Source organism: Pseudooceanicola endophyticus, assembly GCF_018760365.1.
Classification (GTDB): Bacteria; Pseudomonadota; Alphaproteobacteria; order Rhodobacterales; family Rhodobacteraceae; genus Pseudooceanicola; species Pseudooceanicola endophyticus.
The window spans coordinates 110,889-133,204 of sequence record NZ_JAHIAB010000015.1 but is presented as its reverse complement, the minus strand read 5'-3'; the positions used below and the strand labels follow the sequence as shown (position 1 = coordinate 133,204).

General features: G+C 67.4%; 19 protein-coding genes, 2 pseudogenes and 1 other annotated feature. Of the genes and pseudogenes, 14 read left to right on the top strand and 7 right to left on the bottom strand.

The window, feature by feature from the left end; translation table 11 throughout:
• Positions 1 to 118: 118 nt before the first annotated feature.
• The 3 genes and pseudogenes from KM176_RS21550 to KM176_RS21540 form a co-directional block, all read right to left on the bottom strand.
• Positions 119 to 535, bottom strand: a complete 417-nt coding sequence (locus KM176_RS21550; RefSeq protein ID WP_236045411.1) for a hypothetical protein — start codon at positions 533 to 535, stop codon at positions 119 to 121.
• An 830-nt stretch (positions 536 to 1,365) separates the two neighbouring features.
• Positions 1,366 to 2,692 (bottom strand): annotated as a pseudogene (locus KM176_RS21545) (IS3 family transposase).
• Positions 2,313 to 2,427 (bottom strand) — a sequence feature (AL1L pseudoknot). (Overlaps the previous pseudogene by 115 nt.)
• A 132-nt stretch (positions 2,693 to 2,824) precedes the next feature.
• Positions 2,825 to 3,154, bottom strand: coding sequence for a DUF2322 family protein (locus tag KM176_RS21540; RefSeq protein ID WP_160897326.1), 330 nt, complete (start codon positions 3,152 to 3,154; stop codon positions 2,825 to 2,827).
• A 237-nt stretch (positions 3,155 to 3,391) separates the two neighbouring features.
• Here KM176_RS21540 and KM176_RS21535 point away from each other — a divergent pair, with 237 nt between their 5' ends.
• Positions 3,392 to 3,592 carry a hypothetical protein gene (locus KM176_RS21535; RefSeq protein WP_160897325.1) on the top strand — a complete coding sequence of 67 codons (201 nt, stop codon included), beginning with the start codon at positions 3,392 to 3,394 and terminating at the stop codon, positions 3,590 to 3,592.
• A gap of 82 nt (positions 3,593 to 3,674) precedes the next feature.
• Here the strand turns inward: KM176_RS21535 and KM176_RS21530 are convergent, their stop codons facing one another.
• The gene (locus KM176_RS21530) at positions 3,675 to 4,106 is read right to left on the bottom strand and encodes a DoxX family protein (RefSeq protein ID WP_215558822.1); all 432 of its coding nucleotides are present in this window, start codon (positions 4,104 to 4,106) and stop codon (positions 3,675 to 3,677) included.
• A 207-nt stretch (positions 4,107 to 4,313) separates the two neighbouring features.
• Here KM176_RS21530 and KM176_RS21525 point away from each other — a divergent pair, with 207 nt between their 5' ends.
• Positions 4,314 to 4,481, top strand: a complete 168-nt coding sequence (locus KM176_RS21525; RefSeq protein WP_160896508.1) for a hypothetical protein — start codon at positions 4,314 to 4,316, stop codon at positions 4,479 to 4,481.
• A gap of 93 nt (positions 4,482 to 4,574) precedes the next feature.
• Here the strand turns inward: KM176_RS21525 and KM176_RS21520 are convergent.
• Positions 4,575 to 6,434 (bottom strand): annotated as a pseudogene (locus tag KM176_RS21520) (heavy metal translocating P-type ATPase).
• Between the two features lie 220 nt (positions 6,435 to 6,654).
• On the opposite strand from KM176_RS21520, the gene KM176_RS21515 reads away from it, so the two are divergent.
• On the top strand, positions 6,655 to 7,896 hold the full coding sequence (locus tag KM176_RS21515) for an aminopeptidase (protein ID WP_160896509.1): 1,242 nt from the start codon (positions 6,655 to 6,657) through the stop codon (positions 7,894 to 7,896).
• Between the two features lie 62 nt (positions 7,897 to 7,958).
• On the opposite strand, the gene KM176_RS21510 is transcribed toward KM176_RS21515, so the two are convergent.
• Positions 7,959 to 8,615, bottom strand: a complete 657-nt coding sequence (locus tag KM176_RS21510) for an ArsR/SmtB family transcription factor (protein ID WP_215558821.1) — start codon at positions 8,613 to 8,615, stop codon at positions 7,959 to 7,961.
• A 185-nt stretch (positions 8,616 to 8,800) separates the two neighbouring features.
• Between KM176_RS21510 and mmsB the strand changes: the two genes are divergently transcribed.
• The 6 genes from mmsB (at position 8,801) to KM176_RS21480 (ending at position 15,018) form a co-directional block, all read left to right on the top strand.
• Positions 8,801 to 9,748: a 3-hydroxyisobutyrate dehydrogenase gene (gene mmsB, locus KM176_RS21505; RefSeq protein WP_160896510.1), complete on the top strand. Its 948-nt coding sequence runs from the start codon at positions 8,801 to 8,803 to the stop codon at positions 9,746 to 9,748.
• Between the two features lie 15 nt (positions 9,749 to 9,763).
• Positions 9,764 to 10,630: a sulfurtransferase gene (locus KM176_RS21500; RefSeq protein ID WP_160896511.1), complete on the top strand. Its 867-nt coding sequence runs from the start codon at positions 9,764 to 9,766 to the stop codon at positions 10,628 to 10,630.
• Positions 10,627 to 11,460, top strand: coding sequence for a sulfurtransferase (locus tag KM176_RS21495; protein WP_160896512.1), 834 nt, complete (start codon positions 10,627 to 10,629; stop codon positions 11,458 to 11,460). Before KM176_RS21500 ends, KM176_RS21495 begins: the two co-directional genes overlap by 4 nt.
• 23 nt (positions 11,461 to 11,483) lie before the next feature.
• The gene (locus KM176_RS21490) at positions 11,484 to 11,819 is read left to right on the top strand and encodes a carboxymuconolactone decarboxylase family protein (protein WP_160896513.1); all 336 of its coding nucleotides are present in this window, start codon (positions 11,484 to 11,486) and stop codon (positions 11,817 to 11,819) included.
• A 167-nt stretch (positions 11,820 to 11,986) separates the two neighbouring features.
• The gene (locus KM176_RS21485) at positions 11,987 to 13,378 is read left to right on the top strand and encodes a GntP family permease (RefSeq protein ID WP_160896514.1); all 1,392 of its coding nucleotides are present in this window, start codon (positions 11,987 to 11,989) and stop codon (positions 13,376 to 13,378) included.
• Between the two features lie 116 nt (positions 13,379 to 13,494).
• A complete protein-coding gene (locus KM176_RS21480) occupies positions 13,495 to 15,018 on the top strand; it encodes a cryptochrome/photolyase family protein (protein WP_160896515.1) in 1,524 nt (507 codons plus the stop codon).
• 277 nt (positions 15,019 to 15,295) lie between these two features.
• Here KM176_RS21480 and KM176_RS21475 read toward each other — a convergent pair whose 3' ends face one another.
• The gene (locus KM176_RS21475) at positions 15,296 to 16,297 is read right to left on the bottom strand and encodes a GlxA family transcriptional regulator (protein WP_160896516.1); all 1,002 of its coding nucleotides are present in this window, start codon (positions 16,295 to 16,297) and stop codon (positions 15,296 to 15,298) included.
• Between the two features lie 103 nt (positions 16,298 to 16,400).
• On the opposite strand from KM176_RS21475, the gene KM176_RS21470 reads away from it, so the two are divergent.
• From KM176_RS21470 to KM176_RS21450, 5 genes are all read left to right on the top strand, one after another.
• Complete coding sequence (locus KM176_RS21470; protein ID WP_160896517.1) at positions 16,401 to 17,654, top strand: sarcosine oxidase subunit beta family protein; 1,254 nt, start codon at positions 16,401 to 16,403, stop codon at positions 17,652 to 17,654.
• Positions 17,655 to 17,666: 12 nt separating this feature from the next.
• On the top strand, positions 17,667 to 17,990 hold the full coding sequence (locus KM176_RS21465) for a sarcosine oxidase subunit delta (protein ID WP_160896518.1): 324 nt from the start codon (positions 17,667 to 17,669) through the stop codon (positions 17,988 to 17,990).
• Positions 17,987 to 20,980, top strand: a complete 2,994-nt coding sequence (locus tag KM176_RS21460) for a sarcosine oxidase subunit alpha (protein ID WP_160896519.1) — start codon at positions 17,987 to 17,989, stop codon at positions 20,978 to 20,980. Before KM176_RS21465 ends, KM176_RS21460 begins: the two co-directional genes overlap by 4 nt.
• Before the next feature lie 13 nt (positions 20,981 to 20,993).
• Positions 20,994 to 21,524 carry a sarcosine oxidase subunit gamma gene (locus tag KM176_RS21455; protein WP_160896520.1) on the top strand — a complete coding sequence of 177 codons (531 nt, stop codon included), beginning with the start codon at positions 20,994 to 20,996 and terminating at the stop codon, positions 21,522 to 21,524.
• Positions 21,525 to 21,618: 94 nt separating this feature from the next.
• Positions 21,619 to 22,278 (top strand): trimeric intracellular cation channel family protein, encoded by a 660-nt coding sequence (locus KM176_RS21450; protein WP_160896521.1) that lies wholly within the window; start codon positions 21,619 to 21,621, stop codon positions 22,276 to 22,278.
• The last annotated feature ends 38 nt before the right edge of the window (positions 22,279 to 22,316 follow it).

Below are 22,316 nucleotides of genomic sequence, written 5' to 3'. Positions count from 1 at the left end.
TGCGGCGGATGACGTTCAAAAGTCCCATGTGGATCACTCCGGAATCCCCCGCTGCAAGCTGCGTCGCGGGGAGGGTCACATGGGTCAATTCTCAATGGAAATTACGCGCGCTCCCGGGTCAGTTCTGCTTGGAAATCAACAGCTTATCCAAAAATTCTCGAAAGTCCCGTGGCCAAAGGGCGAATCCGTTGGCTGTTGCGCCACCGGGTTGCAGCGTCTGAGCGGCTTTTCGCGCTGTCAGGTACTGAGCCTTAATGTCAGCTGCCTTCTTCGGCTCCAAGCGTATCCGCACGCCCAGCAGGCCGCTAGTCCAGGTGAGCGTTGGGATTAGATGCGCGACATGGTGCAACTCGGACGTGTCCGCATGGAGCCAGACGTCGAGAAACGGAAGTTGGGCCAGAAGCGGACTGAGATCCGCCTCAGCCTCCTGTAACCAGGAGCCCGCAATCTTTTCGATCACGGGCCAGTTTGAGGCTGTCACATCACGCGTGTCGATACCTCCACGATCCTTCAGGAATTTGCGCAGCGCCTTCATGGCCGATGTCTTGCCGCTGTTGTTGGCCCGACGAGCAGGGTCTGCTTGTCCGACATGTCCAGACGGGCGCGCCGCAATTTGCGAAAATTGAAAATTTCAATGCGTGCAAGTTTCATAATGCATGCGTCCCCTTCGCAGAAATTGCTGCGCAGATGCCTGTATATACACTTATTCTGTGAAATTATGGGTCTGCCGAGCCGCCATTGTCCCTGCAAAATCTTAGATGCCTAGCTATTCGCTTCCCGTCCTCTGTGTGGAGCATATCCGTGTCCGGCGGAGTGTCCGATTCCGTGGTGGATCTCAGGCAAGTTCGTGCTTGCGGCGAACTTCCCCTTCCCGCCCATTTGCAAATAGGACGGGTCCCGGATCTACGTGGATCTTCGTTAGAGCGTGCTTTGCGGCGTCGCAGCTGCAGTGGACCGCTCATCCACGGTGTCGTGGGGCATAATCTGGAAGGCCACGGTCGGAAGAACGAAGCTGTCGTTCCTGTTCCGCCATCTTTCAGTCATGCCGCTGCGCTCGTAATGGAAGGAGCGCTGTGTCCACGGTCACATTATCTCGGCACCGACACAATATTCTTTAAGCGGGGCTTAGCCTCGGTCAGGTTTTGGGATGGATTGAGGCCGGTCGCTTATCGGGCGGGTCATACTTGCGTTCGTGAGTCTCATCACTTTGCGCCCTCCCGATCATCGGGACTGCCGTTTCATGCAGCGCACTACATTGAAAAGTTGGAGTGGTTTCTGGAGAAGAATGTCTCCAACCTAGATGGCGCTGTCGTAAGTCGGTTGCGCGTTGCTTGCCTGGCCACGCCTATTGTGGGGTAGTCGGAGTCAGATCAACAGATGACAGCGTGAAATGTACCGAGTTTTCCGGAGGCTGATTTCGGTGAGTTGTGCTGCCATGTTTGCCGTTTCCAGAGCCGTGCGGAAGTCTGCCTCTGCAGGTGGCATGTGGCTGATCGGTTCGAGCAGGCGGCGGTTGTTGAACCGGTCGACCCATTCGAGGTGGCATGGTCGACGGCATCGAAGCTGCGTCAGGGGCCCTGGCGGTGGATTGCCCCGGCCTTGAAAAGACCTTTGATCGTCTCGGCCAAGGTGGTGTCACAGGAGGCACCGACGCGAGCGACGGAGGGCTCGATCCGGCCTCGGCCCACCTGATCGATAGATATTGCGCGCCGTGATCGCCATGATGCTCGGGCCGGCACCCGGCTGCCGCTGGTGAACCGCCGATCCCAAGGCGTGGCGCACGAAGCCTGATGCGCTGTTCGGCTTCCCCGCCAGCCGACGATGCGACGGGCGAAGGCGTCGCGCATGAAGGATGAGGGGCCCGTGCGCCATCGCTTCGCGCACAACCCCGAATGAGACGCCCCGCCCTTGCCAGGGGGCGACTTCGGTGAAATCGCTGACCCAAAACAGGTTTGGCGCAGGCACCCCGAAACTGCCGGTTCCTCCTGTCCAGCGGGCCCGGGGCCTTGTTGTCGGGGATCCCCGTCTTGAGCGGCTTGGCCCGGATGATACCTTGAAGACCCATGCCCTTCATCCACTGCCCGGCAGGGCAGTGCGAAGCAATGTCCCGAGAGGGCGCCGGGCCACCGTGCAGCGGGCACCCGCGAAGCCTTCCCGATCCAGCTGTCGCCAGAGATCTTGCGCATGCCGCAGACGCGCCAGGTCTTTTCTAAGACGTGCCCGATCTCGGGGCGCAGGGCTGCGTCGCGCCGGGTACGACCCGACACCCGGGCCGGCTCGGCCTGCTTGGTCAGGCGATCGCAGCAGCTGGATGGGGCAATCGGCAGCCCCCTGCGGATCGGCTCGCCCCCCGTGCGCCTCCCGTTCGTCGGTGAAGCAGGCCATCCCTTCGACCGGCGGCCGGGCTCTGCCATCGCAGGATGGGCCGACGCTTTGCGAAGGATCCCGTTCGCATGGCGCAGCTCCTGCGCCTTCAGCCGGTCGGCCATCCCGGTCGCAATGACCGCCCGCTGGCCGCTGTCGACCTCGGCCCGCTTGGCCCCCTCATTGAACATGTTCGCAGCACAGCCGATCTTCGCCACGCTTGGCACGATCACCTGACGGCGAGTGCCATCTGGCCGCTGTGATCCAGGACCATCAGAACCGCACGCGCGCGCAGGTCGGGGGAAAACCTGTTTCTCGTCCCGTTCATGATGCGCCATCCTGCTCAGCAGTTGGAGCCTCCGGCAAACATGGGGCGGTTCACACCTCTTGAGGGCCCTTGCCGAAAAGGCCGGGCCCGGGGCATGCCGCTGCAGGGCCTGCCCCGGGCTTCAAGGGGCCGTTACGCAGCCTGAACCTGCATGTTCAGGGGGGCGCCGCCGGCCACGATCTCGATCAGGCGGTCGATGTTGGGATGCGCGCCGGGGCGGTTGCGGGCGTCCTGGGTATGTTCGGCAAAGACCTCCAGCCCGTGGGCGGCGGCCTCGGCGGTCAGGGCGCCAAAGCTTTGCTGCAGGTACTGGTAGACGGCAAGCGAGCCCTGCTTGCCGGGCTGGTTCTCGATCGAGGCCACGAGGGCGCCGCTCGGGTCGGTCAGGTCGAGACGGGCGAGGCCCTCGATCGACGGCAGCAGGGCCAGGTTGTCCTTGAACGAAGCAGTGGGCTGGATCATCGCCAAATCCTCTTGGGGCTAGTGTCGCTGCGCATGTAGCAGCCCGGGCGGGGCGGCGCCAAGACGCGGCGGCGCCCCCCGAGTGGCGGGAGATCGGCAATCCGGCGCTGATGCCCGTCCGGCCACTCGCCGTTCCGGCGGTTCTTCGCTACCGGTGGGGCCTGCGCCGAACGGCTCTGCGGAGCCGCGCCCGGGCGGTCTGAGGCGGCGCTTCTCTAAGAACGAAAGCAAGACGAGATGAAATTATCGGAGCTCCTTGTCGTATCGACCTTCCTGGCGTCCCTTGCGGCACTCGCTCTCCTGTCCTTCTTCAAGCCCTGGTACGGGTTGCCGGGAATCGGGCTTCTGTTCGTGGTCTTCGCGCTGGTGGTGCTGCTGATCCGGCGGGCCAACCGACCGACCTCGGCGCGGATCGCGGCGATGCGGATCCGGCACTGAAGGCGGGGCCTTCAGCCAGGTTCCAGACATGAAAAGACCCCCGGCACGGGCAGTGCCGGGGGTCTTTTGCTGCGGGTCGGGCTCAGGCGGTCAGGGCCAGGGCGCCACCGCCCAGCAGGGCCTGGATCAGCAGGGTCACGGCCCAGAAGGCGGGATATTCCCAGCCGCCGTTTTCATTGTTGAACCAGAAGCCGTTCTTGCCATGGGCCAGGATGGCAGCGCCCAGCAGGGTCGGGATCAGAAGCAGCGCGACCAGGCTGGTCTGGAAGCCCAGGATCAGGGCGATGCCGCCCAGGGTCTCGGCGGCGATGGTGAGGTAGGCGAACCAGCCCGGCACACCGAGCGAGGCAAAGAAGCCAGCCGCGCCCTTCGGCGTGAAGACGAAGTATTTCAGGTAGGCATGGGCCAGGAAGAGCCCGCCAAGGCTCAGCCTCAGCAGCAGGGCGGCCAGGGCGATGGCGGTTGCGGAACCGGCGCCGGCGGCGCCGAGGAGGTTGGAAGAAAGGTCGATCATGGTCTTGTCCTCGTCAGGGCCGCGCGGATGCGGCGTTGCGTTGAGGGCAGGGATAGACCTGTCTGATTGCGCTTCATACGTTGAAGGTGTGGAATTACTTACCGCAAGACGTTCCGAATTGAACCTCGGGCGCCGGAATGGGACCCGAACGATGTTGACCCGGGCGGGGCAGGGACGCGGCGCCCTTCGGCCTGGTGGTCGGGATCTGTGTCCAGTTCCTGCCCCTGGCGCCGCGCGGTCGTCGTGGGCATGATCCGGGTCACCCGGCCCGGCAGGCTGATCCTGGTCCATGGCGACACGCCCGCGCAGATCGCCCATGGCACCGGCGGCCCGAAGGCGGTCGGGCAGCTTCATGCGCGAGGCGCTCCTGCATGAGGTCTTCGCCTTTTGCGAGATCCCGGAACTGCGCCGCTACGAGGTCTGGCCGCACGGGGGCCGGGCCATTCCGGGACCTCGGCACCGATCGACCTACTGGCCCGGCGCTGAGCGCGGCCAGGGCCGGATCCGCAGCGCCCGCAGCGCGTTCAGAATCACCGCGACGTCGATCCCCTCCTGCAGGATCGCTCCCTGCACCGGGCTGAGAAACCCGAAGGCGGCGGCCAGCATGCCCAGCACCGACAGGCCGATCCCGGCGACAACGCTTTGTAGCGCGATGCGGCGGGCGGCCCGGGCGATGGCAATGCCGGCGGACAGCGGCGCGAGGCGGTCGACCAGCAGCACCACGTCGGCGGCCTCGGCCGAGGCGGCGGCGCCGCGCGCGCCCATGGCCACGCCGACATCGGCCAGCGCCAGCGCCGGGGCGTCGTTGACCCCGTCGCCCACCATCATCACCGGGCCCGCCCGGCGTTCCTGGCGCACGAGCGCCACCTTCCGGTCCGGTGTCAGTTCGCTGTGCAGCCCGTCCAGCTCCAGCCCCCGGGTGACCCGCGCGGCGATATCGGCCTGGTCGCCGGTGGCCAGCAGCAGCCGGCGGATGCCCTAGCGTCGGAACCCTGCCAGGGTCTCCGGCACCCCGGGGCGCAGCAGGTCGCTCAGGATCAGGTGCCCGGCCAGCACGCCGTCGATGGCGACCGCGACCAGCAGCGCGCCGGGGGCCGCGCCTTCGGGGCGGGGCGCGCTCACGCCGATCCGCCCGGTCACGAAGGCATGGCCGCCGACGATCACCCGGTGCCCGTCCACCTGTCCCAGCATCCCCTCTCCGGCGCATTCGGTCACCTCCGAGGGGGCGGGCAGGGGCAGGTCCCGGGCCCGGGCGGCGGCCACCATCGCCTGGGCCACCGGATGCTGGGAGGCCTGGTCGAGGGCGGCAGCCAGGCGCAGGATCTCGGGCGGATCGGGGCCTTCGCGGCGCAGGATGGCCGAGATCTGCGGCCGTCCCTCGGTCAGGGTGCCGGTCTTGTCGAGGATCAGGGTGCGGATGCCGGCCATTCGTTCCAGCGGCCCCGCGCCCTTGATCAGCACCCCCATCTGGGAGGCCCGGGACATCCCCGCCACCAGCGCCACCGGCACCGCCAGGATCAGCGGGCAGGGGGTGGCGACCACCAGCACGGCAACGGCGCGGATCGGATCGCCACTAAGTCCCCAGGCCAGCGTCGCGATCCCCAGGGTGATGGCCAGGAACCCCAGGGACCATCGGTCGGCCAGCCGCGCCATCGGGGCCCGGTCGCGCTGTGCCGCCTCGACCAGCCGGACGATGCCGGCATAGGTGCTGTCGCGGGCGATCCGGGTCGCGATCAGGTCGAAGGCCTCGCCGGCATTGGTGGCCCCGCTCATGGCCGGGGCGCCCTGTAGCCGCCGGCTGGGCAGGGATTCACCGGTCAGCGCGGCGGTGTTCAGGAAGGCCACCTCCGAAGCCAGCGTGCCATCGACGGGCACCACGTCGCCCTGCCGGATCAGCAGCCGGTCGCCGGGGCCGATCACCTCCAGCGGCACCTGTTCCAGCCCCCCGGCGCCGTAGCGCGTGGCATGGCGCGGCACCCGCGACAGCAGCGCGCGCATCTCGCGCCGGGCCCGGCCCTCTGCGAAGGCCTCAAGGCGGGTGCCGCCGGAATACATCACCGCCACCACCGCCGCGGCCAGGGTTTCCCCGAAGGCCAGCGCGGCGGTCATCGACAGCGCTGCCACGATGTCCAGCCCCGGGCCGCCGCGGCGCAGGCTGCGCAGGATCTCGGCCAGCAGGCTCAGCAGGGCGGGGGCCGTGCCGGCGATCCAGAAGCCGTGCGCGATCCCGGGCTGGCCGGCCAGATGCGCCGCCAGCCCGGCGCCCAGACCCAGGACCGCCAGCGCCAGAAGCGCGCTGCCCTGCCATTCGGACCGGTCTGCCTGCATGCTGCCCTCCGCGCATCACCCCGGGCGCCCCCGGCGGTCTGGTTCACTATCGCCGGGCCTCCCCGTGCCGTCGAGCCCGGCCTTTTGTCGCTGCCGGGGCCATTTTGGCGCCGGGTGCGGGCGGGCGCTTTCCGGCGCGGCCCTTGAACTTGGCGCCCGAATGGGCAGGTTTCAGGAAAGGGTCCGGTTGCGTCCGGGCCGCCGAAGCCAAGGAGCCTCCATGACCACCTCCCCTCTCGATCCCGTCCTTCTTGCCCGCCTGGCCGATGTCTCGGTGCAGGTCGGCCTCAATCTCCAGCCGGGTCAGGATCTGGTGCTGACCGCCCCGGTCGAGGCGCTGCCGCTGGTGCGTGCCGTGGCCGCCAGCGCCTACCGTGCCGGCGCCGGTGTGGTCACGCCGATCTTCTCGGATGACGAGATCGCCCGTGCCCGGTTCCGCAACGCTTCCGACGACAGTTTCGACAGGGCGCCGAACTGGCTGTACCGCGGCATGGCCGAGGCCTTCGAGGGCGGCGCCGCGCGCATGGCGATCGCCGGGGCCGACCCGATGGCGCTGGCCGCCGAGGACCCCGAGAAGGTGGCCCGCGCCAACAAGGCGAATTCCCTGGCCTACAAGCCCGCGCTCGAGAAGATCTCGACCTTCGAGATCAACTGGAACATCATCGCCTTCCCGACCGCCGGCTGGGCGCGCCAGGTCTTCCCCGACCTGCCCGAGGCCGAGGCCATCGCGAAGCTTGCCGATGCGATCTTTGCCGCCAGCCGCGTGAAGAACGACGATCCGGTCGCCGCCTGGGCTGCGCATAACGCCGCGCTGCGCACCCGCTCTGCCTGGCTGAACGAGGAACGCTTCGAGGCGCTGCATTTCACCGGCCCCGGCACCGACCTGACCGTCGGGCTGGCCGAGGGCCACGAATGGCACGGCGGGGCCTCGACCGCGCAGAACGGCGTAGTCTGCAACCCGAACATCCCCACCGAAGAGGTCTTCACCACGCCCCACGCCCACCGGGTCAACGGCACGGTGCGCGCGACCAAGCCGCTGTCCTACAACGGCAATCTGATCGAGGAGATCCAGATGCGCTTTGAGAACGGCCGCGCCGTCGAGGCGCGTTCGGCCAAGGGCGAGACGGTGCTGAACCGGATGCTCGACAGCGACGAGGGGGCCCGCCATCTGGGCGAGGTCGCGCTGGTGCCCTACAGCTCTCCGATCTCGCAGACGGGGATGCTGTTCTACAACACCCTCTTCGACGAGAACGCCGCCTGCCACATCGCCATGGGCCAGTGCTATTCGAAATGCTTCCTCGACGGGGCCTCGCTGAGCGCCGAGCAGATCGCGGCGCAGGGCGGCAACAGCTCGATGATCCATGTCGACTGGATGATCGGCGGGCCGGACACCGATATCGACGGGATCCGTGCCGACGGCACCCGGGTGCCGGTGTTCCGCAAGGGCGAATGGGCCCGCTGAGGCCCCTGAAAGCGTTCCGGCGCGGCGTCCCTAGCGCGCCGGGCCTTCAGGCTCAGGCAGGCTCAGGCCCGGCGCAGGTCGGGCCGGCCCTCTTCCACGGGGCGGCCATTGGCGCGCCATTCCGGAAAGCCTTCCTCAAGCCGGCGCACGTCGTAGCCAAGCGCGCGCAGCCGCGCCACCAGGCGGAACGAGGAAATGCAGTAGCTGCCCCGGCAGTAGGCCACGATGGTCCGGTCGCGGGGCAGGGTCTTGAGCAGGGTCTCGACCGTGCCGTCGGGCACGCAGATCGCGCCCGGCAGGTGGCCCAGGGCATATTCGTCCTCGGGGCGGGCATCCAGCACCACCACGCCTTCGCCCAGCCGGGCCTCCAGCTCATCGCGGGTGACCGGCTCCAGCGCGTCCAGATTCCAGAAATAGTCCGACAGGATCTGCTGCATCGCCGCGCTGTTGGCCTCGGTCAGGGCGGTCAGCGCCTGAAGCGCCGCCAGCGTCTGGTCGTTGCTGAGCCCGTAGAAGGCGTGCTTGCCGGCGCGGCGCACGTCGACCAGCCCGTTGCGCCGCAGCGCCTGCAGGTGCTGGGAGGTATTGGCCACCGACATCCCCGTCAGCTCGGCAAGGCGATCGACGTTGCGTTCGCCCTGCGACAGCAGGTTCAGCAGTTCCAGCCGGTGCGGATTGCCAAGCGCCCGTGCCATCTCGGCCATGCGAGAGAAAATCATCTTCCGGGGACTGGTGGTTTCCAAGACATCCTCCTGCGGTCGGTCGCAATCATAGAAGACCGTTTCTAATTGCGTCAATGCAGCCGCCCCGGCCCCGGTCGGAATTGACACTCCGCCACGTTCAATGAAACACTTGAACGTAACAAGCGGGGCGATTTTCCGACAAATTATTTCAATAAAACAAAATGTTGGATGATGTCTTTCCGTCCTGCGATCCTGCGCGGACCCGGTCCGCCCGAAGAGTTGGAGCTGACATGTCTGACAAGACCATTGCCGTGATCGGTCTGGGCAACATGGGGGGCGCGATGGCCGCGAACCTCGTCAAGGCGGGCTACGAGGTGCTGGGCTTCGATCCGGTCCCGGCGGCCCAGGCCCGGGCGCGGGAAAACGGCATCGAGGTGACGGCAGACGGTCCAGCAGCCGCGGCCCGCGCCGACATCATCCTGACCATGCTGCCCAACGCCACCTATGTGCGCGAGGCCTGGGCGGCCCTGCTGCCCGCCGCGAAGCCCGGCGCGCTGATCGCCGACAGTTCGACCGTGGATGTGGAGACCGCGCGCGCCCTGCACGCGATGGCCGCCGAAGCCGGCCTGCAAAGCGTCGATGCGCCAGTCTCGGGCGGGGTTGCGGGGGCGCAGGCCGCCAAGCTGACCTTCATGCTGGGCGGCGCCGATGAGGCCGCCGAACGCATCGCGCCGGTGCTGGCGGCGCTTGGCCAGAAGACCGTGCGCTGCGGCGACGCGGGCGCGGGCCAGGCGGCGAAGATCTGCAACAACATGATCCTGGGCGTGAACATCGTCGCCGTGTCCGAAGCCTTCGCGCTGGCGGAAAAGCTGGGCCTCTCGGCGCAGGCGATGTTCGATGTGGCCTCGGGCTCGACCGGCCAGTGCTGGGCGCTGACCAGCTATTGCCCGGTGCCGGGCATCGTGCCGACCGCGCCCTCCAACAACGACTACAAGCCCGGCGCGGCGGCGACCATGCTGCTGAAGGACCTTCTGCTGGCACAGGAGGCCGCCGGATCGGTTGCCGCCAACACGCCGCTCGGTACCCATGTCACCGAGATCTATGAGAAATTCGTCGCCGACGGTCATGGGGACGAGGATTTCTCGGCCATCATCAAATCCCTGCGCTGAGCGAAAGGTGATCCCATGAGCTATCCCGGCCCCCTGGTCAGCGCCGACTGGCTGAAGGCGCATCTGGACGATGCCGATGTCGTCGTGGTGGATGCCACCGTGCACCTGGCCGACACCGGGCGCGATGCCCGTGCCGAATATGGCGAAGGCCATATCCCCGGCGCGCTGTTCTTCGACCTCGACGTGATCGCCGATCCCGAGAACCCGCGCCCGCGCAAGATCCCCTCGCGCGCGCGATTCGAGGCGGAAGTCGGCAAGCTGGGCATCACGCCCGGCAGCCATGTCGTCGCCTACGACACGCCCGGCCTCTACAGTGCCGCGCGGGTGTGGTGGCTGTTCCGGCAGTACGGCTACGACAATGTCTCGGTCCTTGATGGCGGGCTGGTGTCGTGGAAACTGGCTGGTGGTGCGCTGGCTTCGGGTGTCGAAACCCGTGCCCCCGCGACCTTCACCGCCGGGCAAACCCGCGATCTTCTGGCGCTCTGGCCGCAGGTGCTGGAGACCTCGAAGGCCAAGGGCCAGATCCTGGACGCGCGCACCGCAGGCCGCTGGGCCGGCACCGAAACGGACCGCTACCCCGGCGCCCGCGCCGGTCACATCCCCAACAGCCTCAACCTCTACTGGGCCGAGCTGCTGGACAAGGAGACCCGCCAGATGCTGCCCGCCCCGGTGTTGGAGCAGAAGTTCCGCGCCGCCGGTGTCGATCCCGACCAGCCGGTGACGATCTCCTGCGGGTCGGGGCTGACCGCCTGCATCCTGGCGCTTGGCCTCAGCCGCATCGGGCGCGACGACTGGCGCGTCTATGATGGCAGCTGGGACGAATGGGGCCGCAACCATGATCTGCCGGTGGCCACCGCCGCCGAGGAAGGCAAATCCGCATGAGCCGCACCACCCTTGTTTCGGTCGAGGAACTTGCCGGCCATCCCGAATGGCGCGTCTTCGACTGCTCGCATTCCATGAGCGATCCGCAGGCGGGCCGCGCGGCCTATCAGGAGGGGCATATCCCCGGCGCGCTGCATGCCCAGATGGAAACCGTCCTGTCGGGGGAACGCACCGGGCAGAACGGTCGCAACCCGCTGCCCGATCCCCGGGTCTTCGCGGCCTGGCTGGGGCAGGCGGGGCTAAAGGCGGGCGACCAGGTGGTCTGCTACGACCGGGGCGGCAATGTCGCCGCTGCCCGGATGTGGTGGATGCTGCGCTGGATCGGTCATTCCGCCGTGGCGGTGCTGGATGGCGGGCTGGCAGCCTGGACCGCAGAGGGCCACGCCCTGACCCCCGAGGTGCCCAGCTTCCCGGCGACCGCCCTTTCGGCGCTGCCCGACAACAGCCGCTTTGCCGATCTGGCCGAGGTGGAGGCCTCCCTGGGCAACCCGGCGGTGCTGACCGTCGATGCCCGCGGTGCGGCGCGTTTCCGCGGCGAGGGCGAAACCACCGATCCCCGTGGCGGCCATATCCCCGGCGCGCTGAACCGGCCCTATACGCTCAACACCGGGGCGGACGGCCTGTTCAAGGCCCCCGAGGCGCTGCGCGCGGAATGGAGCACCCTGCTTGGCGCGCATCCCGCATCGGACATGATCGCCAGCTGCGGCTCGGGCGTCAGCGCCTGCCACAACCTTCTGGCCCTGGAGGTCGCGGGCCTGCCCGGCGCGCGGCTCTACCCGGGCTCCTGGAGCGAATGGAGCGCGGATCCCGCGCGCCCGCTCGAAACCTGATCCAACCCTAGGAGACAGTCGTCATGTCGACCCCCTGGACCGATACCCTGAAAGACATCCAGAAGAATTCCGCCCTGCTCAAGAAGGCCAATCCGGAGATCCTGGAAGCCTTCGGCGCGGTGCGTGAAGCCGCTCACCACAACGCGGCGCTGGACCCCAAGACGCGCGAGCTGATCGCGATCGCCGTCTCGGTGGCGCTGCACTGCAAGGGCTGCATTGCCTCGCATACATTCCAGGCCAAGAGGGCCGGTGCGACCGCCGAAGAGGTGGCCGCGGCCGCCGGCACCGCCATGCTGATCGGCATCGGCTCTGCCTATACGCAGAGCATCGATGTCATGAAGGCCTACGAAGAGTTCTGATCCCGGCGGGGCCACCCGGCCCCCGGATCGCTCCTGCCCCCGGGCCCGCGCGCCCGGGGGGATCACCCCCCCCCGCAATCTGGTGTCCCGGACCTCCGGCCCCGCGCAGCCCCCCTTGGGCCACGCGGCAGGCGGCGCTTGTCCGGCCTGCGAGAGAGACAAGAAACATGAGTGTTCTCATCGTCCTGGCGGCCCTCGCGGGCCTGATCATCCTGGCCTACCGGGGCCACAGCGTCATCCTGGTGGCGCCGCTCATCGCCATGGCGGCGGTGGCGCTGACCGATCCCTCTGCCGTGCTGCCGGCCTTCTCGGGCGTCTTCATGACCAAGATGGCGGGCTTCGTGCAAAGCTACTTCCCGGTCTTTCTGCTGGGCGCGCTGTTCGGCAAGCTGATGGAGATCTCGGGCTTCGCGCAGTCCATCGTGCAGCTGATGATGCGGCTTTTCGGGCCGCAGCGCTCTATCATCGTGATCACGCTGACGGCGACGCTGCTGACCTACGGGGGCGTGTCGGTCTTCGTGGTGGTCTTCGCGCTCTATCCCTTCGGGGCCGAGGCCTTCCGCCGCGCCGACATTCCCAAGCGGCTGCTGCCGGGCACCATCGCGCTTGGTGCCATGACCTATCCGATCGATGCGCTGCCCGGATCGCCGCAGATCCAGAACATCATCCCGACCACCTTCTTCGGCACCACCAGCTGGGCGGCGCCGGGGCTGGGGCTGGCGGGCTCGGCCTTCATCCTGGGGCTGGGGCTTCTGTATCTTGAACGCAGCCGGCTGCGGGCGGCGCGCAGGGGCGAAGGCTACGGCACCCATACCGCGCAGGAGCCCGAGATCCGCAGCGACCAGCGCCCGCGTTCCGCCGTGATCGCGATCCTGCCGCTGGTGCTGGTGGCGGTGGTGAACTTCGTCCTGACCCGCGCCTTCCCGGCCCTTCTGGGCGGCAGCTACACGCTGAGCCTGCCGGGCATGGCCAAGCCGGCCGCCATTGCCGTGGGGCCGCAGATCGGCATCTGGTCGGTGCTGGCGGGGATGGTCGTCGCCATCCTGTTCATCGTCGTGACCGCCTGGCCCGAAGTGCGCCGCCATTACCATGCCTCGGCCAAACCGGCGATTGCCGGGGCGCTGCTGGCGACCATGAACACCGCGTCCGAATTCGGCTTCGGGGCCATCATCGCCATCCTGCCGGGCTTCCTGGTGATTTCCCATGCGCTGAGCGCGATCCCCGATCCGCTGGTCAACGAGGCGCTGACGATCAACATCCTGTCGGGCATCACCGGCTCGGCGGCCGGGGGGCTCAGCATCGCGCTGGCGGCCATGGCGGATCAGTTCATCGCTGCCGCCAATGCCAACGGAATCCCGATGGAGGTACTGCACCGCGTCGCCGCCATGGCCGCGGGCGGCATGGACACCCTGCCGCACAACGGCGCCATCATCACGCTGCTGTCGGTCACCGGGATGACGCACCGCCAGGCCTACGGCAACATCTTCGTCATGACGCTGATCAAGGTGGCGGCCTCCTTCCTGGTGATCGCGCTCTACTACGCGACCGGGCTGGTCTGAGGCTTTCCCGAACAGTCCCACCCGAAAGGCCCGGTCCCCGCGACCGGGCCTTTTGCGTCTTTCCCAACGCGTGCCCCGCCTTACCTTTGCCGATGATGCAGAGGGGGAGGACGGCCATGTCCCTGGTTCTAGTGCTGGGCGACCAGCTTAGCCCGGCGCTGTCGGCGCTGCGGGCGGCGGATCGCCAAAGCGACCGCGTGGTCATGGCCGAGGTCGCCTCGGAAACCGGCTACGTGCCGCATCACCCCAAGAAGATCGCCCTTGTGCTGGCGGCGATGCGCAAGTTCGCCGCGCGCCTGCGCGCCGAGGGCTGGACCGTCGATTACACCCGGCTGGACGATCCGGAAAACTCCGGCTCCATCCCCGGAGAGCTGCTGCGCCGTGCGGCGGACAGCGGTGAGGCCCGGGTGCTGGCGACCCGACCCGGCGAATGGCGCCTGATCGCCGCGCTGGAAGAGGCGCCCCTGGACGTGACGCTGCTGCCCGATGACCGCTTCATCGCCTCCCTGGCCGAGTTCGATGCCTGGGCCGAGGGGCGCAAGCAGCTGCGGATGGAGTATTTCTACCGCGAGATGCGCCGCAAGTCCGGCCTGCTGATGGAGGGGGACCAACCCGCCGGCGGTCGCTGGAACTACGACAGTGAGAACCGCAAGCCCGCCCGCGACGACCTGTTTGCGCCGCGCCCGCTGTGGTTCGACCCCGATCCCGTGGTGGCCGAGGTGCTGGATCTGGTCGAGGCCCGCTTTGGCGCCAATTTCGGCCAGCTGCGCCCCTTCGGCTATGCCACCGATGAGACCCAGGCCCGGCAGGTGCTGGAGCATTTCATCACCCGGGCCCTGCCGATGTTCGGCGATTACCAGGACGCCATGCTGTCGGGGAACCGCTTTCTCTATCATTCGCTGCTTTCGCCCTGCCTGAACCTTGGCCTGCTCGACCCGCTGGAGGTCTGTCGCCGCGCCGAGGCCGCCTGGAAGGCCGGCCAGGCGCCGCTGAACGCCGTCGAGGGGTTCATCCGTCAGATCCTGGGCTGGCGGGAATATGTGCGCGGCCTCTATTTCCGCGAGGGGCCGGACTATGCGACGCGCAACGGGTTGGGGCATGAGCGCGCGCTGCCGCCGCTCTACTGGGGGGCGCCGACGCGGATGAACTGCCTGTCCCATGCCGTCGCCCAGACCGGGGAAGAGGCCTATGCCCACCATATCCAGCGCCTCATGGTCACCGGCAATTTCGCCCTGCTGGCGGGGATCGACCCGGCGCAGGTCCATGAATGGTATCTCTCGGTCTATATCGACGCCTTCGAATGGGTCGAGGCGCCCAATACCGTCGGCATGAGCCAGTTTGCCGATGGCGGCCTCATCGCCTCAAAGCCCTATGTCTCGTCCGGGGCCTATATCGACCGGATGTCGGATTACTGCGGCGGCTGCGGCTACGACGTGAAGGTGAAGGCGGGGCAGGGGGCCTGCCCGTTCAACCTGCTCTACTGGGATTTCCTGGCGCGCCACCGCGACCGCTTTGCCGGCAATCCCCGGATGGGCCAGATGTATCGCACCTGGGACCGGATGGAGGAGGTACACCGCAAGGCCGTGCGGGCCGGGGCGGCAGAGTTCCTGGAGCAGCTCGACGCCGGAGTGCCGGTCTGATCCGGGAATACGCACATTTTTTGAGCGTATGAGTTAATTTTTCGTTGCTATGCACCTGATGCAAGGCGGGTCTTCCGGGGCGGGTGTTGCTCGATCCGGGCGAACATGAGAGAAGGTCAGTACAGACGCTAACACAGCGACTGAAGAGTTTCCTGGGGCTCCTCCTCCTCCCTGAGCCTCGGAAATCGGCGGCAATCCCTCCTCCTCCTCCCTGGGATTGCCGCCACTTCTCTTCCCCCTTGATGCAGCGACCTTCGGGTCGCTTTTTTGTTGCCCATCAGGCGCTTGGCAGGGCCTGTCCGGGCTGATCGCGCCGCCAGGCCTCGGGCGTGATGCCCTGACGATCGCGAAACACGCGGACGAAATGCGACAGATCGCAAAAGCCGGTCGCCAGCGCGATCTCGGTCACGGAACGCTCCGACCGGTGCAGCAGGAACTCTGCCTGGGCCAGGCGAACCCTTAAGAAGGCATCGCCCGGCGCCAGGCCCAGGGCCTCGCGGAAGTGGCGCTCAAGTTTTCGGCGACTGACGTCGAGACGGTCCGCGACCTCGCTCACGCGGGGGGGGCTGTCGAGGTTCTGCTGGATCAGCGCCAGGGCACGGCGGACCAGCGGATCGCGGGTCTTCAGCTCCAGCGGGACGCCGGGCTGGGGATCGTCGGCGGCCAGCACCTCGTCGATGATCATGATGTTGAGGCTCTTGCGGGCGGCGGCGCGGCCGATGTGGCGATCCACCAGCCAGGCGGCCAGGTGGGCGGAACTGGCCCCCCCTGAACAGGTCAGCCTTTCGCGATCCACCACGAAGATCCGGTCCGAGACCGGGGTGATCCCCTCGAACTGGTCCAGGAAATCGTCGTGGTGGAACCAGCTGACGCAGCACTGGTAGCCCTGCATCAGCCCGGCACGGTGCAGGATGAAGGCGCCGGTGCAGACCCCCACCAGCGGCACGCCCGCCCGCGCGGCGGTGCGCAGGAAGTCGGTATAGGCGGGCGAGAGCCGCTCGATCTCGTCGATCAGCCCGCCGACCACCACGATGTAGTCGAAGCGCGAGGGGTTCCCCAGCCTCTCGTCCGGGCTGACGGCGATGCCGCAACTGGACCGCACCGGCTGGAGATCCGAGGACAGCACCGTCCAGGAGCAGTGAATCGGCCGCGAGCGGTCTCCCTCGTCCGCGGCGAGCCGCAGAACGTCTACAAAATTGGCAAATGCCGACAGCGTGAAGCGCCTTGCCAGCAGGAATCCGATGCGCAGGCGGGGTTGGGTCGGAGGGATCGTGCTCATGACGCAAAGATAACGTCAGGTTGGCGCAAAGATCCAGTCCGCCGCCGCCGCTTTCTGCGTAACTGGCAGCGATATCTCCCGACTCCCCCAGCAGGATGGCGCCATGACCAAGTTCTCTGCCCTGTCGCTCGTCAAGAATGCGCTTACCGGCCACAAGGGCTGGACCGAGCAATGGCCCGAGTGCGAACCCAAGAAAGAATATGACGTGATCATCGTCGGTGCCGGCGGGCACGGCCTTGGCGCGGCCTATTACCTCGCGAAGGAGCACGGCATCACCAATGTCGCGGTCATCGACAAGGGCTGGCTGGGCGGCGGCAACACCGGCCGCAACACGACGATCATCCGGTCGAACTACCTCTACGACGAAAGTGCGCGGCTGTTCGACCATGCCGTCGACATGTGGCAGGGCCTCAGCCAGGAGCTGAACTACAACGTCATGTATTCGAACCGGGGCTGCCTGATGCTGGCCCACAACGTGCATGACGTCCAAAGCTTCCAGCGCCACATCCACGCGAACCGCCTGAACGGCGTCGACAACCGCTGGCTGACCCCGGAAGAGTGCAAGGAATACTGCCCGCCGGTGAACATCGACAAGAACGCGCGCTACCCGGTGATGGGCGGGGCGCTGCAGGAACGCGCCGGCACCGCGCGCCACGATGCCGTGGCCTGGGGCTATGCCCGCGGCGCTGCGGCGCGCGGCGTCGACATCATCCAGAACTGCATGGTCCGGGCGATCCGTCGCGGTCCCGACGGCGCGGTGATGGGCGTGGAAACCGACCGCGGCTTCATCAAGGCCAAGAAGGTCGCCGTCTCGGCCTCGGGTCACAACACCATGGTCATGGAGACCGCCGGCGTCCGTCTGCCGCTGGAATCGATGCCGCTTCAGGCGCTGGTCTCCGAGCCGGTGAAGCCCTGCTTCCCCTGCGTGGTGATGTCGAACGCCGTGCACGCCTATTGCAGCCAGTCTGACAAGGGCGAGCTGGTGATCGGTTCGGGCACCGACCAGTACGTCTCCTATTCGCAGCGTGGCGGCCTGCCGCTGATCGAGCACACCATCGCCGCGATATCGGAGGTGTTCCCGATCTTCAACCGTATGCGGATGCTGCGGAAATGGGGCGGGATCACCGACAACACCCCCGACCGTTCGCCGATCATCGGCAAGACGCCGGTGAAGAACCTCTACGTGAACTGCGGCTGGGGCACCGGCGGCTTCAAGGCGACGCCCGGCTCCGCGCACCTGCTGGCCTATACCGTCGCCAAGGATGAACCGCACCCGATCAACGCGCCCTTCTCGCTGGAGCGTTTCACCACCGGCCGTCTGATCGACGAAGCCGCCGCCGCCGCCGTTGCGCACTGAACGAGGTCCGTCATGCTTCTGATCCATTGCCCCTACTGCGGCGAGACCCTGCCCGAGACCGAGTTCGCCTATGCCGGCGAGGCCCATATCGCGCGCCCCGAAAACCCCTCGGAGCAGACCGATGCGGAATGGGTGGAATACCTCTTCATGCGCTCCAACGTGAAGGGCGTCCATTTCGAGCGCTGGCGCCACATCCACGGCTGCGGGCGCTTCTTCAATGCCGCGCGCCACACCGTGACCGACAAGTTCCTGACGACCTACAAGGCGGGCGAACCGCGCCCCGACATCGAAGCGCTGACCGGCATCAAGGCCGGCGTGAAAGAAGGTGAGAAATGAGCACCTACCGTATCCAGGGCCGGGGCCGCGTGAACCACTCGGAGCCCGTCTACTTCACCTTCGACGGCAAGACCTACACCGGGCTGCGCGGCGATACCGTGGCCTCGGCGCTGCTGGCGAACGGCGTGCACCTGATGGGGCGCTCGTTCAAGTACCACCGCCCGCGCGGTGCCGTCTCGGCCGGTTCGGACGAACCCAACGCGCTGCTCGGCACCCGTCGCGGCAAGGGCCAGTTCGAACCCAACACCCGCGCCACCCTCCAGGAGGTGCGCGGCAACCTCGAGACCACTTCTCAGAACAAGCTGCCCAGCCTGAAGTTCGACATCGGCGCCATCAACGATGCCAGCTACATGATGTTCTCGGCCGGGTTCTACTACAAGACCTTCATGTGGCCGAAGTCCTTCTGGGACAAGGTCTATGAGCCCTTCATCCGCGCCGCCGCCGGTCTGGGCGTCGCACCGAGCGAGGAAGATCCCGACGATTACGCCGCGCGCTACGTGCATATCGACCTGCTGGTCGTGGGCGGCGGTGTCGCGGGGATCATGGCGGCGCTGACCGGTGCCCGTGCCGGTGCCAAGGTCGTGCTGGTCGACGAGACCGCCGAGATGGGCGGCGCGCTGCTTTCCGAACCTGCCGTCACCATCGGCGGCATGGCCGGCTGGGACTGGCTGGCCGCCGCGCTGGAAGAGCTGGAAAGCCTGGGCGTGCAGGTGATGACCCGCACCACCGCCATCGGCTACTACCACGAGAACATGGTGGGCCTGGTGCAGCGCGTCTCCGATCACCTGGACCATGTGCCCGAAGGGGCGCCGCGCGAACGGCTGTGGCGGGTGCGCGCCAAACAGGTCGTGCTGGCCCAGGGCGCGCTGGAAAAGCCGCTGGTCTTCGACGGCAACGACCGTCCCGGCGTGATGCTGGCCAGTGCCGCGCAGACCTACCTGAACCGCTACGGCGTCAAGGTCGGCAGCCGCGCCGTGGTCGTCACCACCCATGACAGCGCCTGGTACGCCGCCTTCGACCTGGCCGAGGCCGGCATCTCGGTCGCGGCCATTGCCGACATCCGCCCGAAGATCGACGCAGAGCTGGTCTCGAAGGCGCGCGCCCTCGGGATCGAGGTCCTGCCCTCCCATACCGTGATCACCACCCGGGGTCGCCTGCGGGTCAAGTCCGTCTCGGTCGCGCCGGTCAGCAACGGTGCCGTCGGCACCTCTCGGGTGATCCCCTGCGACGTGGTGCTGATGTCGGGCGGCTGGACGCCCTCGCTGCACCTCTTCTCGCATACCCAGGGCAAGCTGAAATGGGACGCCGAGGCGCAGGTCTACCTGCCTGACGTGAAGACCGAAGAGGTCGAGATCGCCGGGGCGGGCCGGGGCCTCTGGGGCTACGGCGCGGCCCTTGAGGACGGCGTTGTCGCCGGGCGTACCGCTGTCAAGGCGCTTGGCCTGCGCGCCACGGCCCGCGCGCCGGGCGTCGGCGTGGACCGCCCCGGCACCGGCATCATGGTCAAGGACCTGCCGACCAACGGCGATCCGGGCAAGGCCCGCGCCTTCGTCGACTTCCAGAACGACGTGACTGCCAAGGACATCCGCCTGGCCGTGCGCGAGGGGATGCGCTCGATCGAGCACGTCAAGCGTTACACCACCAACGGCATGGCCACCGACCAGGGCAAGATGTCGAACATGAACGGGCTGATGATCGCCTCGGATGCGCTTGGCAAGGCGCCGCCGCAGGTCGGCCTGACGACCTTCCGCCCGCCCTACACGCCGACCACCTTCGGCGCGCTGGCGAACTACGTGCGCGGTCACCAGTTCGAGGTGACGCGGAAGACCGCCATCGACAGCTGGGCCGAGGAAAACGGCGCGGTCTTCGAACCCGTCAGCCAGTGGCGCCGGGCCTGGTACTTCCCCAAGGACGGAGAGGACATGGCCGCCGCCGTGGCCCGCGAATGTGCCGCGACCCGCAAGTCGGTCGGCATCTTCGACGCCTCGACCCTGGGCAAGATCGAGGTCGTGGGGCCGGATGCGGTCGAGTTCATGAACCGCACCTACACCAACCCCTGGACCAAGCTGGCGCCGGGCCGGACCCGCTACGGCCTGCTGCTGGGCGAGGATGGCTACATCCGCGACGATGGCGTCATCGGCCGCCTGTCGCAGGACCGTTTCCACGTCACCACCACCACCGGTGGCGCGGCGCGGGTGCTGAACATGATGGAGGATTACCTCCAGACGGAATGGCCCGACCTGAAGGTCTGGCTGACCTCCACGACCGAGCAATGGGCGACCGTTGCGGTGAACGGCCCCAATGCCCGCAAGGTGCTGGAGCCGCTGGTCGAGGGGCTGGATATCTCGAACGAGGCCTTCCCGCACATGTCGATCGCGGAATGCACCGTGGCGGGCCTACCCGCGCGCCTGTTCCGCCTGTCCTTCACCGGCGAGCTGGGCTTTGAGATCAACGTGCCGGCTTCCAAGGGCCGGGTGCTGTGGGAAGCGCTGATGAAATCGGGCGCCGAATACGACATCTGCCCCTATGGCACCGAGACGATGCACGTCCTGCGCGCCGAGAAGGGCTATATCATTGTCGGCCAGGACACCGATGGCACCGTCACCCCCGGGGATGCGGGCCTCGACTGGGCACTGGGCAAGAAGAAGCCCGATTTCATCGGTATGCGCGGCCTGAAACGGCCCGATCTGGTGGCATCGGGGCGGCGCCAGCTGGTCGGCCTGCTGACCAGCGATCCGAAGGTCAAGCTGGAGGAGGGCGCGCAGATCGTGCTGGATCCGAACCAGCCCAAGCCGATGAAGATGGTCGGCTGGGTGACCTCTTCCTACTACAGCGCGACCCTGGGCCGGACCATCGCCATGGCCCTGATCGAGGGGGGCTTCGACAAGATGAACGACACCGTCTACATCCCGATGCCCGACAAGACCATTACCGCCAAGATCACCGGCACCGTCTTCTACGACCCCGAAGGCGAGAAGGTGAAACTCTGAGAGGATGCGGCAGATGACGTTCGACAAGAAGACCGCCGGTGGCGTGACCATCGAGGAACTGCCCGCAGAGGCGCGTTTTTCCCTGCGCGTGCGCGACGGCGAACGTGCCGCCGTGGCCGGGGCCCTGGGGCTTGAGCTGACCGATACCGTCGGCGTGATGACCTCCGGCTCGGGGCGCAAGGCGCTGTGCCTGGGCCCGGACGAATGGGTGCTGAGCGGCGCGCCGGGCGATGCCGCGGCCATCACTGCGGCCTGTGCCGGCGTCTACGACGCGGCGCCGCATTCCCTGGTCGAGATCAGCGAGCGCGAGATCTTCATCCGCGCCTCGGGCCCCGCCGTGGAGGCGCTGATGGCCACCGGCGTGGCCCGCGACCTGTCGCGCATCGGGCCGGGCCAGGGGGCCCGCACCGTCTTCGACGGCACCCCGGTCGTGCTGGTCCGCGAGAAGACCGACAGTTTCCGCCTGAATGTCTGGCGCAGCTTCGCCCCGCACCTGCTGGGCCACCTGTTCCACGTCCAGAAGGAACTGGCCTCGGGGCTGTGATCCCGCAGAGGTGATTGCCCGAACGGCGGGCCGGTGCAAAAGCACTGGCCCGCCGTCTGCACCTGTTTCATTGTCCGGGAACAGGAGCCTTTGCATGACCCCGGACCATTTCCTTTTCGCCATCGACATCTTCGCCACCGTGGTCTTTGCCACCACCGGGGCCCTCGTGGCCTCGCGCAAGCAGATGGATGTCTTCGGATTTCTCTGGATGGCCTGCGCCACCGGTGTCGGCGGGGGCACGCTGCGCGACCTGCTGCTGGGCCTGCCGGTGTTCTGGGTCCAGCGCCCCTGGCCCCTGCTGATCTGCATCGCCGTCGCCGTGATCCTGCATTTCACCGCCTTCCTGATGCACAGCCGGATCCGCTGGATCGTCTGGTGCGATGCCTTCGGCCTGGCCTTCGCGGCCACCGCCGGCACGCTGAAGGCGCTGGATCTGGGGGTGTCGGGAACGGTCGCGGTGGTGATGGGGATGTTCTCGGCCTCGGTCGGGGGAATCCTGCGCGATGTGCTGGCGGGCGAACCCAGCATCATCCTGCGCCGAGAGATCTACATGACCTGCGCCACCGTCGGCGGGCTGACCATCGTCGCCTGCCAGGCCATCGACTGCCCGCCGACGCTTTCGGCGGTGGCCGGCTTCATCACCGCGCTGACGCTGCGAATCGCTGCCATCATGCGCGACCTGACCCTGCCGGCCTTCCGTCCGCGCAAGGGCCGCGCCTATCCCGAAAGCTTCGCCCCGCCATCCGAAGAATAGACGATTTGGTAAGAGGTGTTGCGCTGCGGTAAACAGGA

Bases quoted from the DNA above. Each gene is read 5' to 3' on its own strand.
- KM176_RS21460 (WP_160896519.1), top strand. From the start codon at position 17,987: ATGAGCACCTACCGTATCCAGGGCCGGGGCCGCGTGAACCACTCGGAG.
- KM176_RS21455 (WP_160896520.1), top strand. From the start codon at position 20,994: ATGACGTTCGACAAGAAGACCGCCGGTGGCGTGACCATCGAGGAACTG.
- KM176_RS21475 (WP_160896516.1), bottom strand. From the start codon at position 16,297: ATGAGCACGATCCCTCCGACCCAACCCCGCCTGCGCATCGGATTCCTG.
- KM176_RS21500 (WP_160896511.1), top strand. From the start codon at position 9,764: ATGAGCTATCCCGGCCCCCTGGTCAGCGCCGACTGGCTGAAGGCGCAT.
- KM176_RS21485 (WP_160896514.1), top strand. From the start codon at position 11,987: ATGAGTGTTCTCATCGTCCTGGCGGCCCTCGCGGGCCTGATCATCCTG.
- KM176_RS21465 (WP_160896518.1), top strand. From the start codon at position 17,667: ATGCTTCTGATCCATTGCCCCTACTGCGGCGAGACCCTGCCCGAGACC.
- KM176_RS21490 (WP_160896513.1), top strand. From the start codon at position 11,484: ATGTCGACCCCCTGGACCGATACCCTGAAAGACATCCAGAAGAATTCC.
- KM176_RS21480 (WP_160896515.1), top strand. From the start codon at position 13,495: ATGTCCCTGGTTCTAGTGCTGGGCGACCAGCTTAGCCCGGCGCTGTCG.
- KM176_RS21515 (WP_160896509.1), top strand. From the start codon at position 6,655: ATGACCACCTCCCCTCTCGATCCCGTCCTTCTTGCCCGCCTGGCCGAT.
- KM176_RS21535 (WP_160897325.1), top strand. From the start codon at position 3,392: ATGAAATTATCGGAGCTCCTTGTCGTATCGACCTTCCTGGCGTCCCTT.
- KM176_RS21495 (WP_160896512.1), top strand. From the start codon at position 10,627: ATGAGCCGCACCACCCTTGTTTCGGTCGAGGAACTTGCCGGCCATCCC.
- KM176_RS21540 (WP_160897326.1), bottom strand. From the start codon at position 3,154: ATGATCCAGCCCACTGCTTCGTTCAAGGACAACCTGGCCCTGCTGCCG.
- KM176_RS21470 (WP_160896517.1), top strand. From the start codon at position 16,401: ATGACCAAGTTCTCTGCCCTGTCGCTCGTCAAGAATGCGCTTACCGGC.
- KM176_RS21510 (WP_215558821.1), bottom strand. From the start codon at position 8,615: ATGATTTTCTCTCGCATGGCCGAGATGGCACGGGCGCTTGGCAATCCG.
- mmsB (WP_160896510.1), top strand. From the start codon at position 8,801: ATGTTGGATGATGTCTTTCCGTCCTGCGATCCTGCGCGGACCCGGTCC.
- KM176_RS21550 (WP_236045411.1), bottom strand. From the start codon at position 535: ATGAAGGCGCTGCGCAAATTCCTGAAGGATCGTGGAGGTATCGACACG.
- KM176_RS21530 (WP_215558822.1), bottom strand. From the start codon at position 4,106: ATGATCGACCTTTCTTCCAACCTCCTCGGCGCCGCCGGCGCCGGTTCC.
- KM176_RS21450 (WP_160896521.1), top strand. From the start codon at position 21,619: ATGACCCCGGACCATTTCCTTTTCGCCATCGACATCTTCGCCACCGTG.